Here is a 15,638-nt window from a genome sequence, read left to right as displayed (position 1 = left end):
AATGATCGAGCAGGCCCGGTTCGTGCTGCTCGACTTCGACGGCCCCATCTGCCGGCTCTTCGCGGGGCTCTCGGCCACGAAGATCGCGGACGAGCAGATCCGCTGGCTGGCGGCCCAGGGGCTGCACGGCCTGCTCACCGACGACATGCGCGGGGAGACCGACCCGTTCGCCGTGCTGCGCGCCGTCGCGGCCCGCCACCCCCGCAGCGACCTGGTCACGGAGCTGGAGGAGCGGCTCACGCAGCACGAGCTGAGTGCGGTGCCCAGCGCCTGGCCCACCCCGTACGCCGACGCGGTCATCCGCACCTGGACGGCGGTCGGCGTGCGGCTCGCCATCACCACCAACAACTCCGCGCGCACCGCCTCCCGTTACCTCGCGACCCGCGGCCTGACGGCCTGCTTCGCCCCGCACATCTACGGCCGCACCCAGGACCTCCACCAGCTGAAACCGCACCCGCACTGCCTGACCAGGGCGCTGAGCGCGATGGGCGCGGCCCCCTCCGACGCGCTCATGGTCGGCGACGCGCCCTCGGACTTCGCCGCGGCACGGGCGGCCGGGGTCGGCTTCCTCGGCTTCGCCCGCAACGAACGCAAGGCCGCGCTGCTCCGCGAGGCCGGGGCCAGGGACGAGGACCTCGTACCGTCGTGGGAGCAGGTGCTGCGGTTGCTGCGGAGCAATGGACGGCCCGCGAAGGGGTGATTTCGTCCACATCGGTGGTTGTGGCGGGACGCGGCCCGGCCCGGGGCTAACCTCTGCGCTCATGTCGTCACCTCTGAGGCGCCGGGCCCGTGCGGCGCTGGCGCGCCGACTGGGCGATTCGCTCCGCGGCAATGCCGGCGGTCACCTCCTCGCCGGCCACCACCACACCAACCGCGTCGTGCCGATCAGCTGGCCGCTCGCCCTGCTGCTCGGCACGCCCCCGTTCGGGGCGCACGCGAAGTTCCGCACCCCGATACCGGCGCCGGAGGTCTGCCCGCGGGCCTGGCCGAGGGAGTCCGACGTACTGGCCGTCGTCGCCCGCCACCTGCCCGAAGTCCCTCGCTGCCTGGCCGACTTCGGCACCGGTTCGGTGCACGAGTACCGGCTCGGGGAGTGCCTGGCCGAGCTGGCGCCTTACGGCCGTCCGGTCGGCCAGCGCGTCATGGGGGAGCTCGCCGAGTTCTTCGCCAGGACGGCGTCCGTGCCGGTCCGTGAGCTGCCGCCGCTGCCCGGCGACTGGCCGGAGGACGGCGACAGCACGGCCTTCCTCCATCGCCTCGCCGACTGGACCGAGCAGCGGGTGCGGCGGGCCAACGAGCGGCGGTTCGGCGTGCTCTTCGACGGTCTGGGCATCCCGCGCGATGCCCTCGCGGAGTTCAAGCGACGCCGGGACCGGCTCACCGCACGCCCGTTCCGCCTGCTCCACACCGACGTGCACCGGGCCAACGTGCTCGTCGAGGGCGCGCGCGTGACCGTCATCGACTGGGAGCTGGCCCTGTACGGCGACCCGGTGCACGACCTCGCCACCCATCTCGTACGCATGGAGTACGACGCGGAGGAGCGGGAGCTGATGGTGAAGCTCTGGGCGGAGGCGATGGCCGGCGCGGGGCACGGCGAGCTGACGGCGGGGCTCGACGACGACCTGCCCGCGTACCTGGAGTTCGAGTACGCGCAGTCGGTCTTCCCCGACCTCATGCGGGCCGCCCTGACCCTGCCCCGGGCCCCCGGGGACGCCGACCTCGCCGCCACGGCGGCGCGCATGTGCCGGTCCGTGCGACGGGCCGCGCAGCCCCTGCGCCTGGAGGCCGTGCCCGACGAGGAGCGGGCGATGGCGGTCCTGGCCCGGTGGCACGGCTCAGCGGGCGCGGCCCCCCGGTGAGGGCGGCCGCCAGACGGGGCGGGGGATCACGGGGGCCGCGGGTTTGACCTCGGCCAGGATGTCCCAGAGGTTCTGGAACCAGGCCATGTGGTAATTGGCCACCTGCCGCGTCGACTTGGTGCGCGAGCGCACGCTCCAGCCCACGTAGCGGGCGTCCCCGTGCTTGATGCCGAAGCCCGCCGCGTCGAGGATCTCGTGCTCCTGCCCGCCCCGCGTGAAGGTCTCCCGCTTGATGCCGTACGTCCCGTAGATCGCCCGCTCCTCATTGAGGATGTACAGCTTGGACTGGGGGCCGTGCGGGGACTCGCGCACCTCGCACTCGATGGCGATGCCGCGGTGCCTGCGGTGTATCTCGTCCAGCAGGGCGCACAGCCCGTCCCAGTTCTTGAGCGTGAAGTCCTCGCGCATCCGCTCCCGGTTCTCGGGCGAGTCGCCGAAGGTGCGCACGCCGTCCGCCGTGGCGGGCGCGAGAGCCCCGGGCAGGTTCATCGGCGAGTTGAGGTGGACCGCGATGATGCGCAGGGTGAGGCTCTTGGGCCGCAGCGAGCCGTCGGCGACCTCGATGAGCCGGTCCCTGACGACGTCGAGCGGGGTCTGCATGGTGAAGCCGGAGAAATAGATCTGCACGTCCTTGGCCTCGAACGCCTCACGGACCGGTTCGCCGAGGTCGCTCAGGGTGCCGAACACGTCGACGCCGGAGACCTCCCGGTCGGAGGAGTCGGTGATCGCGTCGAAGAGGATGAGGGCGACGACCGCGGCGAACGAGCCGCCGAGGAACGGGCGGCCCCGCAACGCGTCCCCCACCGGTTCGACGAGCTCGGCGGCGACACCGAGGACGGCGACACCCGCCAGGAGCCCCTTGACGGCCCCGGACTTCATCGCCGCGAGACGTCTCCTCAGCCGGTCCAGTGCCGACTGTCCGTCGCTTCTCCCCGGTCCGCGTGTGGGCAACCCCGGCCTCCCCCAGGTAGTGGCGCCCCATCATCGCTCTCGCAACTCCCGCGCACCAGAGGCCCGTTCACTCACCCGAGCCTGCCCGCGGCCCGTCTCAGGGGAGCCAGGGAGACGCCTGTCCACACGGCACCCTCCTGCCGCATCCGCTCCGCGACGGCGGTGTTTCGCGCGTACCCGGCGAAGGGCACGCCGACGGCGTCCGCCGCCGCGAGATCCGTGAGCTGGTCGCCGACGAGGAGGCACTCCCCGGGGGCCGCCGCCAGATGCCGCAGGGCGCGCCGCACACAGTCGGGGTCGGGCTTCATGTGGCGCAGTTCGAGCGGGTCGCGCCCGAAGACCCCGTCGAACCGCCCGCCCAGACCGACTTGTTCGAGGAACGCCCGCACCGGGCCCGGCGCGTTGTTGCTGACGATCACGAGCCGCTTGCCCAGCCGCGCCAACGCCTCCACCAGCCCTTCGACGTCTCCGTCGAGCCGGGCGCGGGGAACCGCGCGGTACTCGTGGTCCGTCACGATGCCCTCGGCGAGTTCGAGCGTCTTCTGCTCCTCGTCGTTCGGCGTCCCGGCACGGAACACCTCACTCCTGAGGAGCTGCAGGATGCCGTGCGGGTCCCGGGAGTCTCGTACGGCGGGCGGCAGCCGCACGTCGTGCTCACGGAGCAGGGCCTTGATCTCGTCGGCGATCGACTCCGTGCGGTAGCCGTCGAAGAAGCGGGTCACCGGCCCGTCGAAGTCGAGGAGGAGGGCGCGGGCGCCCGTGAGGAGGCCGGGCAGGGTGGCGTCCGGGTCGGGGGCGCCGCCTGCGGTCCTCTGGGAAGTCACCTCAGCAAGTGTGGACCACCGGGTGCCGCGCGGCCACCGCGCACGGCCGCCGCCTCAGGGGGGCCGAGCTCGTACTGGCGAGCGTCGGGTCGCCCATGGGGGGCTTCTGGACGGGCACTTGAGTGACTACCGGGCCGGGGCTCGAGGACGCACCAGTATCCTGCTCCACTCCTTGCTCATCTCCTTGTTCACCTCTTTGCTCATCGGATCAGTCCCAGGCTGAAAGACGGACCATGACATCCGAATCGACTTCCTCGGCCCGGGAACGCGCCGCTCTGGTGGGCGGCGGCGAGCGCGCCCTCGTCGGTCCCCTCAAGGGGTACCACCACGAGACCTACGTCTTTCCGCTGCCAGAGGGGCCCGGCGCCACCGCGCCGTCCCGCTGGAAGTGCCGCGAGCCCCGCAGGAACCTCCTCTGGTTCGACCGGCGCTGCTTCACCTCCGAGGAGGAGCTGGTCCGGGCCCTCGCCGGGCACATCACGCGGATCCCGGAGGTCATCGAGGTCGGCGAGATCGGCCTGCAGAAGTTCATCGAGGGCCGCACGCTCGGCTCGCGCCACCGGTTCGGCGACGTCGTGCCGGAGCCCCTGCTCCGGCAGATCGTCGAGCTGTTCGAGGAGCTGGCCGCGGTCGACCCGGAGAAGCTGTCCGTGGAGCGCCGGTGCGTGGCCGAGGACCGGCCGGCCGACGGTGACACCAGGGGGTTCCTGGAGCGGCTGATCTGCTTCACCGAGGAGCAGGTCTACCGCCGCAACGCCGACCGGTTCGCGGAGCTCTTCGACGCGCTCGGGGTCGACGGCAGCTGCTTCGGGCGACTGAGAAGAAACGTCTCACGCATGACGCCGCGGCCCTTCGGGCTCCTCCACGGCGACCTGCACAGGGAGAACTTCATCGTCGACCCCGACGGCCGCCTCTGGGCCATCGACTGGGAGCTGGCGATGGTCGGCGACCCGCTGTACGACCTGGCCACCCACCTGTATCTGATGCGGTACCGCCCGGAGCAGGAGGAGGACATGACGCGGCGCTGGTGCGAGGCGGTCGAACAGGTCAGGCCGGGCAGCTCGGCCGGTTGGCGGGACGACCTCCCGCGCATCCTGGAGTACAAGCGGATGCAGTCGGTGTTCACCGACGTCATCCGCGCGGCCCTCACCCTCGACACGCGGCCGGGGCTCTCCTGGTGGCCGCTGATCAACGCGGGCCGCAAGGTCCACGGCGTCCTCACCCGCGCCCGCGCCTCCCTGGATCTGGACGAGGTGCCGGGGCAGTGGCAGATCATGGAGGCCCTCAGGGGGTGGACCCGCAGGGACGCGGACCGGGAGAGACACCGTGGCGCCAAGTGGGTAGACCGCCCGTAGAGCGGTTCGTTTCGCCGGGGGTGAGCCATGACCGTGCGGCACTTCGCGTGCGAGCGGGCCGCCGGGTGCGGGGGCAGGCCGGAGAGCGCCGTTGTCCGCGCGCTGCTGCTCGGAGCCTGCGCGCTCGGCGTCGCCGCCCACTTCGTGCGCCCGGTGCGGGACGCCCTGGAGGGCAAGGTCTACCTGGGCGGGGCCGCCGTCGCCCTCGCGGGCTACGTCTTCTACGCCGAGGTGCGCCGGCTGGACGCCCCGGCTGCCGAGGGGCCGGGCGCGGACGGGCCGGGCGGGGATGGGGTGGGCACCGAGGGGCAAGAGTCCGGTCTGGAGTCGTACTTCGACCGTGCCCTGGAGGCGGCGGCCGACCGGCCCACGCGGGTCGACGCCATCGGCCTCACCGCCGAGACGGTGCTGCGCCCCCTCGGCCGCAGCCTGGAGTCCCTCGGCGACGGGACGCGGCACAGGGTGTGCGTGCGGATCCTGGTGCCGGACGTCGCGGCGCCGACGGGCGGCCCGGGGCGGGGGGATGAGCCGGCTGGATCCGCCGACGATCCCGGGCTCCGCGCGCATCTGCTGCGGGGCGTCCGGTCGTACGAGTGTGAGGTGACCGCGCTCGCCCGGCGGCTCCGGCAGGGGGACCGGGCCGAGCTCGACGCGCGGTTCAGGGCGCTGCACATCACGCCCCTGCTGACGTTCTGCCTGATCGACGGCGAGGTGCTGTTCGAGGGTGGCCGGGACCAGGCGGTCCTCACCCTCTGGCGGGCCGAGGCGGGGGCCGTGGGTCGGGCCAAGGTCGCCCAGCGGCAGGATCTTTTCGACACGTTGTGGCGGGTGGCGTCGCCGTTGAGCGGCGGGTTTCCTCTGTGAGGTGGCGGGTCGCTGCCGGGCCCGTCCGCCCGGAGCCGGGGGCGCCGTACCGAGGTCACGCGTAGCGCGTCAGTCCCGTGTGGAGCCGGGTGAAAGCGTCGTTCGCCGCCGTGGTCGCGGCCGGGGCCACCTCGTCCGCGCTCTCGCCCGCCGCGATGCGGCGCCAGTTCTCCTCGGCGAGGATCCGCTGGACGGCCACGATCTGGCCGGCGGCGAGGCGTGCCTCCAGCGCGTCGCCGCCGTGGGCCTCCGACAGGGCGGCGGCCAGGGCCTGTTCGGAGCGGTCCTGGTAGCCGTAGAGGCGGGCGACCAGGGACGGCGTGCCGTACAGGAGGCGGTGGAAGGCGAGGACGGCCGGGGCGTCGTTGAGGCCCGTGACCGGGTCGCGGCGGTCGAGGCCGGCGAGGAAGTGCGCGTGCAGCGCGTCGAGCGCGGTGGCCCCGGCCGGGCGTGCGGCGACCACCCGGGCCGCCTCGTCCTGGTGATCGGCGAAGCGGTGGAGGACCAGGTCTTCCTTCGACGCGAAGTAGCGGAACAGCGTCGGCTTGGAGATCTCGGCCGCCTCCGCGATCTGCGCGACGGACACCTTGTCGAAGCCCTGCTCCAGGAAGAGGGCGATGGCGGTCTCGGAGATCGCCTCGTACCTGCGCTGCTTCTTGCGCGCGCGCAGACCGCCCGCGTCGGCGGCATCGGCGTGCGGGTGGCTGCTGGTACTCGCGCTGCTCATGGCGGGAGTCTAGCGGAACGTCGTTACCGGGTTATCAATGTGACTCGATCATGAATCTGCCTCGGTCATGAATCTGGCTCGGTCACTAACGTAACCCGTATACGAATGTAACTCAGTTGCATTATTCTGGAGCGCATGACCACGCCTCCCGCCCCGGACCCCGGTGACCTCGCCTCCGACGCCCTCGCCCGGGAACGCCGCTTCCACGACCTCTGCCGCGCCGCCCTCGACGGCATGGTCGAAGGCGCCGAGGAGATGGTCGTCGGAGGAGAGGACGTCTCCGCATCGGGAGCCGACGCGGAGGTGCTCGGCCGCCGCTTCCGCAGCCACGCCAGAGCCATGCGCGAACTCCCCGCGGCCCCGCTCTTCTTCGGCCGCCTCGACTTCGCCGAAAACGGCGCCGAGGGCGACCGCGCCGGTGAACACCGCGGCCAGAGCTACCACATCGGGCGCCTGCGCATCACCGAACACCCCTCGGCTCCGCCCCTCGTCGTCGACTGGCGCGCCCCCGTCTCCCGCGCGTTCTACCAGGCAGGCGCACGCGACCCGCAAGGCGTCGCCGTCCGCCGCCGGTTCGGCTGGGCGCCCGGCAGCAAGGGCGACTCCGCCGACCTCACCGGCATGGAGGACGAACTCCTGGGCGGAGCCGGGGAGGCGGGGCCGGGTGCCCTGAATGCACCGACCGGCCGGATCCTCGCCGGGGAGATCGAGCGGCCCCGCGTCGGCCCCATGCGCGACATCGCCGCCACCATCCAGCCCGAACAGGACGACCTCGTCCGCGCCGAACTCGCCGAATCCGTCTGCGTGCAGGGCGCCCCCGGCACCGGCAAGACGGCCGTGGGACTGCACCGCGCCGCCTACCTGCTCTACACCCACCCCCGGCGCGTCCAGCGTTCGGGCCTCCTCATCCTCGGACCCAACCGCACCTTCCTGCGCTACATCGCCGAAGTGCTGCCCTCCCTCGGCGAGACCGGCGTACGGCAGTCCACCGTCCAGGACGAGATCGCGCACCACCCGGTGCGCGCCACCGACAGCGAGGCCGCCGCCGTCGTCAAACACGACGTACGGATGGCCACCGTGCTGCGCCGCGCCCTGTACGCGCACATCGCGCCGCCGACCGGGGACCTCGCGGTGCCGGACGGCTCGTACCGCTGGCGGGTCCCGCTCGGCGAGTTGGAGCGCATCGTCGCGGACGTACGGGACGAGGAACCGCCGTACAGCGTCGGGCGCGAACGGGTGCGCAGCCGGGCCGTCCGGGCCGTCCAGGAGCGCGCCGAACGCAGGGCGGGCCCGCGGAACAACACCTGGCTGCAGAAGATCGCCCGCTCCCGGGCCGTCACCGCCTTCACCGACGCCACGTGGCCGAGGGTCCGGGCCGACGAGGTGCTCGCCGCCCTGCTGGGCGACGCCGACACGCTCGCCGCCGCGGCCGACGGCGTCCTCGGCGACGCCGAACAGCGGGCCATCCGCTGGCCCCGGCCACCCCGCTCGTACAAGTCCGCGAAGTGGTCCGCCGCCGACCTCGTCCTCCTCGACGAGGTGGCAGGGCTCCTGGAACGCCCCCCGGGCTACGGGCACATCGTCGTCGACGAGGCGCAGGACCTCTCACCCATGGAGTGCCGGGCCATCGCCCGCCGCGCCGGCTTCGGCTCCCTCACCGTCCTCGGCGACCTCGCCCAGGCCACCACCCCCTGGGCCGCCCGCAGTTGGCCCGGCCTCCTCGCCCACCTGGGCAGGCCCGACGCCACCGTCACCTCGCTCACCACCGGCTTCCGGGTGCCGCGGGCCGTCGTCGCCCTCGCCAACGAGCTCCTCGCCCGCCTCGACGTGGACGTGCCTCCCGCCCGGTCGCTGCGCGCCGACGGGGAGTTGAGGGTCCGCAGGACGGACGACGTGGCCGCCGCCGCGGTCGACGCCGTGCGCGACGGGCTCGGGCGGGAGGGCTCGATCGGGGTCATCGCGGCCGACGGCGAGGTCGAGCGGCTTGGCCGGGTCCTCGCCGCCGCCGGCATCGACGTGGCGGCCCCCGACGAACCGGGCGCCCGGGTGACGCTGCTGCCCGCGTCGGTCGCCAAGGGCCTGGAGTACGACCACGTCGTCGCCGTCGAACCCGCCGCCATCGCGGCGGCGGAACGGCGCGGCCTGCACCGGCTGTACGTCGTGCTGACCCGGGCCGTCTCCCGCCTCGACGTGGTGCACCGCGGTCCGCTGCCGTGGGAGGAGTAGGGCGGCGCGCCCCCAGCTTCCGGACGGCGTGCTCGGCGCTCCAGGGCCGCGTGCTCAGCGTTCCAGGACCGCCTCCATCACCGCTTTCGCTATCGGCGCCCCCAGCTTGCCGCCCGCGATCTCCGAGCGCGCGATGTTCATGTTGGACGGGTCGACGAAGACGGCGACCGCGACCGGTGACTCGCCCTTGTCGTTCTTGGCGTACGAGACGAACCACGCGTACGGGCGCTCGTCGTTGACGTTCGCGCCGTGCTGGGCCGTGCCGGTCTTGCCGCCGACCGTGACACCGTCGATCCGCGCCTTGTTCGCCGTACCGTTCTCGACGGTGTTCTCCATCATTTCCTGCACCGTCTTCGCCGTCTTCTCGGAGACGGCCCGGTCGAGCTCGTGCGGCTCGCCCTTCTCGATCGCCGAGAGGTCGGGGCCGCGCAACTCCTCGACCAGATAGGGCTTCATGACCACACCGTCGTTGGCGAGACCCGCGGTGACCATCGCCATCTGCAGCGGGGTACTGGTCAGACTGCCCTGCCCCATGCCGGTCAGCGCGGTCTGCGGCTTGTCGAGCTTCTCCGGATAACTGCTGGCCACCGCCCGCACCGGGATGAACTGCTCCTCGTTGAAGCCGAACTTCTCCGCCGTCTCGCGCATCCTGTCCTTGCCGACCTTGAGCGCGATGTCGAGGAAGACGTTGTTGCAGGACCACTGCATGCCCTTCTTCATCGACACCTTGTCGCAGTTGGCGTCGGGCACGTCGTTGCCGATGCGGGTGGAGCTGAGCGGCAGCTTGTACGGGGTCTCGGCGCCCGTCGGCTCGTCGATGTCCGTCACCACGCCGTGCTCCAGGGCTGCGGCGGCCGTCAGGATCTTGAAGGTGGAGCCCGGCGGATAGATCTCGCGCAGCGCGCGGTTGCTCAGCGGCTTGTCCTTGCGCCGGTCGAGCTCCTTGAACCTCCGGCCCTCCTCCTGCGAGATGCCCGAGAAGACCGACGGATCGTACGAAGGGGTGCTGGCCAGGGCGAGCACCTTGCCCGTACGGGGATCGAGCGCCACCACGGCACCCTTGGCATCGAGGTCCACCAGGCCCTGGTAGGCGGCCTTCTGCGCCTCTGGGTCGATGGTCGTGACGACGTCGCCGCCCTGCTGCTTCTTGCCGGTCAGCATGTCCAGGGTGCGCTTGATGAAGAGCCGGTCGTCGTTGCCGCTGAGGATGCCGTTCTCGACGCCCTCCAGGAAGGTGCCGCCCTGCGCCTGCGAGAAGTACCCCGTGACCGGCGCGTACATCGGGCCTTCCTTGAAGACCCGCTTGTACTTGAAGTCGGAGCCGGGCGTCTCCTTCGACCCGGTGATCGACTTGCCGCCGACGATGATGTCGCCGCGGGGGTGGGAGAAGGCCTCGATCTGGACGCGCCGGTTGTGCTTGTCGTTGGCCAGCTCGTCGTTCCGCGCGAACTGCACCCACGTCGCCCGCAGCAGCAGGGCGAGTGTCAGCAGCCCGCAGAAGACGGCTATCTGCCGCAGCGGACGGTTCATGGGTGGCTCCCCCCGGTGCCGACGGACGAACTGTACGAGCTGTGCGAACCATCCTGTCCGCTTTCGCCCCGGCGTGGGGGGAGAACCGGGGATCCGGTGCCGGGGGCGGGGACGGGCCGGGGGAGAGACGGATACGGCTACCGGTGGTCGTGGCCGTCGCGGAGCACCTCGATCACGCTCGCGTAGCTGTCCGGCCCGTGGCCCCTGGCGGCGGCGCGCTCCATCGTCGTACGCAGCAGCTCGGGAAGGCCGGTGTCGACGCCCCGGGCGTGCGCGGCGTGGATGAGGTGCCCGATCGCGACGATCTGCACGTCCACGGTGGCGTCGTCGCCGGGGTAGCGGCCGGCGTCCACCTGCGGCGCGTACGTCGACACGAAGCCGGACACCGCGCCGTTCAGCCAGCGCAGTGCGATCCGGGTGAAGTCCGCGGCCGACGTCCCCCCGGAGGTCACCAGTGCGGTGCCGTGCAGCCAGCCCGTGAACGTCGCCCACATCAGGCCGAGCAGCGCGGCGTCGTAGAGCGAGGCGAGACCCGGGTCCGCGCCCAGGTACAGCGGGTCGCCGAGCGCGTCGAGGGCGGGCCGCCACATCTCGAAGACGGTCTTCGAGCCGCTGTAGAGGAACATCATCTCGGGGCTGCCGACACCCCGCGGGGTGGTCATGATGCCGCCGTCGAGGTACTCGGCGCCGTGCTCCCCGGCCCACGCCGCCATCCCGGCGGCCTGCTCCGGCGCTCCGGAGGTGAGGTTGACCAGGGCCTTCCCGGCGAGCCCGCCCGCCTTCGCGAGGGGGTCCAGGACGGTGCGCAGGGCGTCGTAATCGAGTACGCAGGCGAGGACGAGGCCGCTCGGCGCGACGGCCTCCGCCGGGGTCGCCGCCACGTGCGCGCCGCGGTCGGCCACCGGCTTCGCCTTCTCCGGCGTGCGGTTCCAGACGGTGGTGGGGTGGCCGCGGTCCAGGAGGGCGGCGGCGAGGGCGGAGCCCATGAGGCCGAGACCGATGACGGTGACCGGAGCGGGGGAGTCTGTGGCGGAGGAGTTCGTGGCGGTGGCGGGGGAGTTCGGGTGGGTGCTGTGCTGTGCGTTCATGGGGACCACGCTCGCAGGGCGCGGACGGGCCCGACAGTGACACCGGTGACGGTGATCACCAAATTCCTGCCTGCCCCCGCGGGCCGCCCCACGCCCCGTACGCTCGCGGGATGAGCGCTGGTTCCGTCGCGGTGGTCGTCGCCGACGAGATAGGCATCCCGTCCTGGGATCTGTACGAACTGAGCATCCCCTTCACGGTGTTCGGCAAGCCGCAGCCCGACCTGTCCGACCACTGGTACGACCTGCGGCTCTGCTCGTCCGGCGAACGGGACACCGCCGCCGGGGACTTCGGCGTCACCCTGCGTACGCCCTACGGCCTCGAAGGGCTCGACGGCGCCGGCACCGTCATCGTGACGTCGGTGCCGGACGCCTGCGTCGAGGAGGAGGCGCCGCTCCCGCCGGGCCTCGCCGATGCGCTGCGCAAGGCGCACGCGGCGGGCGCCCGCATGGTCTCCCTGTGCACCGGCGCCTTCGCGCTCGCCGAGGCGGGGCTGCTCGACGGCCGCACGGCCACCGCCCACTGGATGCACACGGCCCAGCTCGCCGCGCGCTACCCGAAGGTCACCGTCGACGACTCCGTCCTCTACGTGGACGACGGCGACGTCCTGACCAGCGCCGGTCTCACCGCAGGCCTCGACCTCTGCCTGCACCTGGTCCGCCGCGACCTCGGCGCGCACGTCGCCAACCAGTTGGCCCGCCGGATGGTGGTGCCCGCCCACCGGCCGGGCGGCCAGGCGCAGTTCATCGACCTGTCCGTGCCGGCGACGGACGACGCGGGCCTCGGACCCGTACTGGAATGGGCCCGCGCGCACCTGGACCGGCCGCTGACCGTCCACGACCTGGCGCGCCGCGCGGCGATGAGCCCGCGCACGTTCTACCGCCGGCTGCGGGCGGCCACCGGTACGACGCCGCTCCAGTGGCTGCTCAACCAGCGGCTCGCCAGGGCCCAGAGCCTCCTGGAGACCACGGACCTGCCCGTGGAGAAGGTGGGCGAACTCAGCGGCCTCGGCACCGCCAACAACCTGCGGCACCACTTCCTCAAGCAGGTCGGGGTGTCGCCCGGCGACTACCGGCGCTCCTTCTTCGGCCGCCCGGCCGCCTGACGAGCAAGCGGTTGGTGCCGGAGGTGGGCGGTCGGCGATCGGTGGTCGGCGGGTCTTCGTCAGCGGATCGTCAGGGGGCCCGAAGCGGCCGGGAGCAGAGTCGTCCCTGTCACCGAGACGGCGCCGCGCCCACGGCGCCGTACCGCTCCGCGAACAGGGGAGAACGCCATGACCACCGCGACTGCCGCCGCGACCGCCACTGAAACTGCCGCCGCAACTGCCTCCGCCACCGCCATCGACCACCCCGGCGGCCCCGGCACCGGCCCCGGCTCCCGCTCCCCCCTCCTGCGGCCCGCGCGGCTCGGTGGGCTCGCTCTCCCCAACCGGCTGGTGCTGGCCCCGATGACCCGCAACCGGGCCTCCGCCGACGGCGTGCCGGAGCCCGTCATGGCCACGTACTACGCCCAGCGCGCCACCGCGGGGCTGATCGTCGCCGAGGCGTCCACGCCCAACGCGGTCGGGCAGACGTACGCCAACATCACCGCCATCCACACCGACGCCCACGTGGCGGGCTGGCGGCGGGTCACCGACGCCGTGCGCGCCGCGGGCGGCCGGATGTTCCTGCAGTTGCAGCACGGCGGCCGGGTCGGGCACCCCGACAACAGCGGTCTGACGCCGGTCGCGCCCTCGCCCGTACCGCTCCCCGACACCATCCACACGCCCACCGGCCACCAACCGGCCGTCGTGCCACGGGAGATGACCGTCGCCGAGATCGACGAGACGGTCGCCGACTTCGCGGCCGCCGCCCGGCGCGCGATCGACGCGGGCTTCGCCGGGGTCGAGGTGCACGCCGCCAACGGCTACCTGCTCCAGCAGTTCCTGGCCCGCAACACCAACCACCGCACCGACGCGTACGGCGGCCCGGTCGCGCACCGCATCCGGTTCGTCGTGGAGGTCGTGCGCGCCGTCGCCGACGCGATCGGCGCCGAACGGGTCGGCGTACGCATCGCCCCCGGCATCACCGTCAACGGCATCGAGGAGGGCGACACCGAGGACATCTACCCGGCCCTGGTCGAAGCGCTCAAGGGCGTCGGCGGCCTCGCCTACCTCCACGTCGTCTTCGCCGACCCCGAGAGCGCCCTCTTCCGGCGGATCCGCGCCGACTGGCCGGGCACGCTCATCGCCAACCCGGTCCTCGGCTGGGGCGGCCCGCTGCCCGACGACGGCGGCCGGCAGGCGGGCGAGCGGCTCCTCGCGGCCGGCGCGGACCTGATCTCGCTGGGCCGCGCGTTCCTCGCCAACCCCGACCTGGTCGAGCGCATGCGCCTCGGCGCACCGCTCAACCCCCTCAAGGACAAGGGCCTGATGTACGTGGGCGGGGCGGACGGCTACACCGACTACCCCACCCTGCGCGACGCCGGGTGACCCGGCGCGCGGCCTCCGAGGGCGCCCGGTCAGTCCTGGAGCTCCAGGACGTCGGCGATCACGCAACTGACGTTGTCGGGGCCGCCCAGGCCGTTGGCGAGCCCGACGAGTTCCCGTACGGCCGCTTCGGGGTCGTCGACGGTGGCGACCACCCGCCGTATGTCCTCCTCCGGTACGACGGCGGACAGGCCGTCGGAGCAGAGCAGGTAGCGGTCGCCGGGCAGGGCGTCGTGCAGGCGTACGTCGGGTGTGGCGTCGCCGCCCCGGGTGAGGGCCCGCCCCAGCAGCGCACGCTGGGGGTGGGAGGAGGCTTCCTCCGGCGTGATGCGGCCCTCGTCGACCATGGACTGCACCAGCGTGTGGTCGTGCGTGATACGGAAGAACTCCCCGCCGCGCAGGAGGCAGGCCCGCGAGTCGCCGATGTGGACGAGCGCGAGCCGCGAACCGGTCCACAGCATCGCGGTGAGCGTGGTGCCGGCCTCGTCCGGGGCGGACCCGGACGACCCGGGCGACCCGGATGACCCGTACGACTCGTACGACCCGGACGTCACGATGCCGTCCACGGCCTGCCGGGCCTGCTCGACCGCTTCTTCCAGCGCGCCGAGGAGACTCCCCGCGGGAACGCTCTCGGCCTCCAGGATCTCCAGGGTCTCCAGCCGCTTGAGCGTCTCGACCGCGGCGGCGCTCGCGGGACCGCCGGTCCGGCCGAAGCCGTCGGCGACGGCGAGCAGCCGGGAACCGGCGTACGCGGTGTCCTGGTTGCTCTCGCGGACGAGACCGGTGTCGGAGAGCGCGGCGTAACGGATTCCGAGGCGTCGGGTCGTCGGTGACAAGGCGGGGTCCTTCCATGACAGATGGTCGATGAGGAAGGTGGCCAGGTCCCGCCGGGCGGCGGTGTCGGCCTCGACCTGCGCCCAGTACGCACGTACCTCCTGGGCCGCGGGACTCCCACCCGCGCCCGCCTCTGCGTCCCCATCCGCCCCCGCGTCCAGCGCGCAGACGTGGCGGATGCGGGCGAGCGGCATGCCGAGGCGGCGCAGCCAGGCGACGAGCCGGGCCCGGTCCAACTGGTCCGGCGCGTAGAGGCGGTAGCCGGTCACGGGGTCGACCCGCGCCGGGGTCAGCAGGCCGAGCTCGTCGTAGAGACGCAGCGCCTTCGGCGACAGCCGGGACGCCTTCGCGAACGCCCCGATGGTCAGCAGCTCCATGCCGCCCCTCCCTCATCCCGGGCGCTCTGCCCGGCCCCACCGATGCTGCGGCTTCCCCCAAGGTGAAGGTCAACGGCCCGCAGCGGCCGCCTTTCCTACTTTGCGTGTGGCTGGACGAAGCGGAGCATGTTGCCGGCCGGATCGCGGAAGGCGCAGTCGCGTACGCCGTACGGCTGGTCCACCGGCTCCTGCAGGACCTCGCCGCCCGCGGCACGGATCCGTTCGAACGTGCCGTCACAGTCGGCGGTACGGAAGTTGACGCCCCGGAGCATGCCCTTGGCCATCAGCTCGGCCGCCGCCCGCCGGTCCGCGGCCGGGGCGTTGGGGTCGGCGATGGGCGGCTCGAGGACGATCTCCACGCCCGGCTGCGCGGGCAGGCCGACGGTCACCCAGCGCATTCCCTCGAAGCCCACGTCGTTGAGCACCTCGAAGCCGAGTACGTCGCGGTAGAAGGCGAGGGCCTTGTCGTGGTCGTCGACGGCGATGAAGCACTGTGCGAGTTCGATGTCCGCGTCCATGTCCGTCTCCCTGTCTCCGC

At 72.7% G+C, this 15,638-nt stretch carries 14 protein-coding genes; 7 read left to right on the top strand and 7 right to left on the bottom strand.

What is annotated here, in order from left to right; genetic code table 11:
• The first annotated feature begins 1 nt into the window (after position 1).
• Both ACZ7DY_RS27980 and ACZ7DY_RS27975 read left to right on the top strand, forming a co-directional pair.
• The gene (locus ACZ7DY_RS27980) at positions 2-700 is read left to right on the top strand and encodes an HAD family hydrolase (RefSeq protein WP_471139939.1); all 699 of its coding nucleotides are present in this window, start codon (positions 2-4) and stop codon (positions 698-700) included.
• Positions 701-761: 61 nt separating this feature from the next.
• The gene (locus ACZ7DY_RS27975) at positions 762-1,859 is read left to right on the top strand and encodes a phosphotransferase family protein (RefSeq protein WP_471139702.1); all 1,098 of its coding nucleotides are present in this window, start codon (positions 762-764) and stop codon (positions 1,857-1,859) included.
• Here the strand turns inward: ACZ7DY_RS27975 and ACZ7DY_RS27970 are convergent.
• Both ACZ7DY_RS27970 and ACZ7DY_RS27965 read right to left on the bottom strand, forming a co-directional pair.
• Entirely contained in the window at positions 1,836-2,738 is a 903-nt protein-coding gene (locus ACZ7DY_RS27970) for a hypothetical protein (protein WP_471139699.1), read from the bottom strand. The genes ACZ7DY_RS27975 and ACZ7DY_RS27970 overlap by 24 nt on opposite strands.
• Positions 2,739-2,881: 143 nt before the next feature.
• A complete protein-coding gene (locus ACZ7DY_RS27965) occupies positions 2,882-3,634 on the bottom strand; it encodes an HAD family hydrolase (protein WP_471139697.1) in 753 nt (250 codons plus the stop codon).
• A gap of 233 nt (positions 3,635-3,867) precedes the next feature.
• On the opposite strand from ACZ7DY_RS27965, the gene ACZ7DY_RS27960 reads away from it, so the two are divergent.
• Together ACZ7DY_RS27960 and ACZ7DY_RS27955 are read left to right on the top strand one after the other, a co-directional pair.
• Positions 3,868-4,989, top strand: coding sequence for a phosphotransferase (locus ACZ7DY_RS27960; RefSeq protein WP_471139694.1), 1,122 nt, complete (start codon positions 3,868-3,870; stop codon positions 4,987-4,989).
• Positions 4,990-5,016: 27 nt separating this feature from the next.
• Positions 5,017-5,853: a hypothetical protein gene (locus ACZ7DY_RS27955; RefSeq protein ID WP_471139692.1), complete on the top strand. Its 837-nt coding sequence runs from the start codon at positions 5,017-5,019 to the stop codon at positions 5,851-5,853.
• Positions 5,854-5,908: 55 nt separating this feature from the next.
• On the opposite strand, the gene ACZ7DY_RS27950 is transcribed toward ACZ7DY_RS27955, so the two are convergent.
• A complete protein-coding gene (locus tag ACZ7DY_RS27950) occupies positions 5,909-6,580 on the bottom strand; it encodes a TetR/AcrR family transcriptional regulator (protein ID WP_471139689.1) in 672 nt (223 codons plus the stop codon).
• A 135-nt stretch (positions 6,581-6,715) separates the two neighbouring features.
• Here ACZ7DY_RS27950 and ACZ7DY_RS27945 point away from each other — a divergent pair, with 135 nt between their 5' ends.
• Positions 6,716-8,806 carry a HelD family protein gene (locus ACZ7DY_RS27945; protein ID WP_471139687.1) on the top strand — a complete coding sequence of 697 codons (2,091 nt, stop codon included), beginning with the start codon at positions 6,716-6,718 and terminating at the stop codon, positions 8,804-8,806.
• 54 nt (positions 8,807-8,860) lie between these two features.
• Here ACZ7DY_RS27945 and ACZ7DY_RS27940 read toward each other — a convergent pair whose 3' ends face one another.
• Together ACZ7DY_RS27940 and ACZ7DY_RS27935 are read right to left on the bottom strand one after the other, a co-directional pair.
• Entirely contained in the window at positions 8,861-10,336 is a 1,476-nt protein-coding gene (locus ACZ7DY_RS27940) for a peptidoglycan D,D-transpeptidase FtsI family protein (RefSeq protein ID WP_471139685.1), read from the bottom strand.
• A 137-nt stretch (positions 10,337-10,473) separates the two neighbouring features.
• Positions 10,474-11,424: an NAD(P)-dependent oxidoreductase gene (locus ACZ7DY_RS27935; protein ID WP_471139683.1), complete on the bottom strand. Its 951-nt coding sequence runs from the start codon at positions 11,422-11,424 to the stop codon at positions 10,474-10,476.
• A gap of 131 nt (positions 11,425-11,555) precedes the next feature.
• Here ACZ7DY_RS27935 and ACZ7DY_RS27930 point away from each other — a divergent pair, with 131 nt between their 5' ends.
• Positions 11,556-12,527, top strand: coding sequence for a helix-turn-helix domain-containing protein (locus tag ACZ7DY_RS27930; RefSeq protein WP_471139936.1), 972 nt, complete (start codon positions 11,556-11,558; stop codon positions 12,525-12,527).
• 168 nt (positions 12,528-12,695) lie between these two features.
• The gene (locus tag ACZ7DY_RS27925) at positions 12,696-13,892 is read left to right on the top strand and encodes an alkene reductase (protein WP_471139680.1); all 1,197 of its coding nucleotides are present in this window, start codon (positions 12,696-12,698) and stop codon (positions 13,890-13,892) included.
• Between the two features lie 29 nt (positions 13,893-13,921).
• On the opposite strand, the gene ACZ7DY_RS27920 is transcribed toward ACZ7DY_RS27925, so the two are convergent.
• Both ACZ7DY_RS27920 and ACZ7DY_RS27915 read right to left on the bottom strand, forming a co-directional pair.
• The gene (locus ACZ7DY_RS27920; protein WP_471139677.1) at positions 13,922-15,100 is read right to left on the bottom strand and encodes a MerR family transcriptional regulator; all 1,179 of its coding nucleotides are present in this window, start codon (positions 15,098-15,100) and stop codon (positions 13,922-13,924) included.
• A 95-nt stretch (positions 15,101-15,195) separates the two neighbouring features.
• Positions 15,196-15,618, bottom strand: coding sequence for a VOC family protein (locus ACZ7DY_RS27915; protein ID WP_471139675.1), 423 nt, complete (start codon positions 15,616-15,618; stop codon positions 15,196-15,198).
• Between the last annotated feature and the right edge of the window lie 20 nt (positions 15,619-15,638).

The sequence above is a fragment of the Streptomyces sp. NPDC037013 genome (assembly GCF_055607265.1).
Note: the sequence above shows the minus strand (reverse complement) of the source record. Positions and strands in the feature narration are given on the sequence as shown.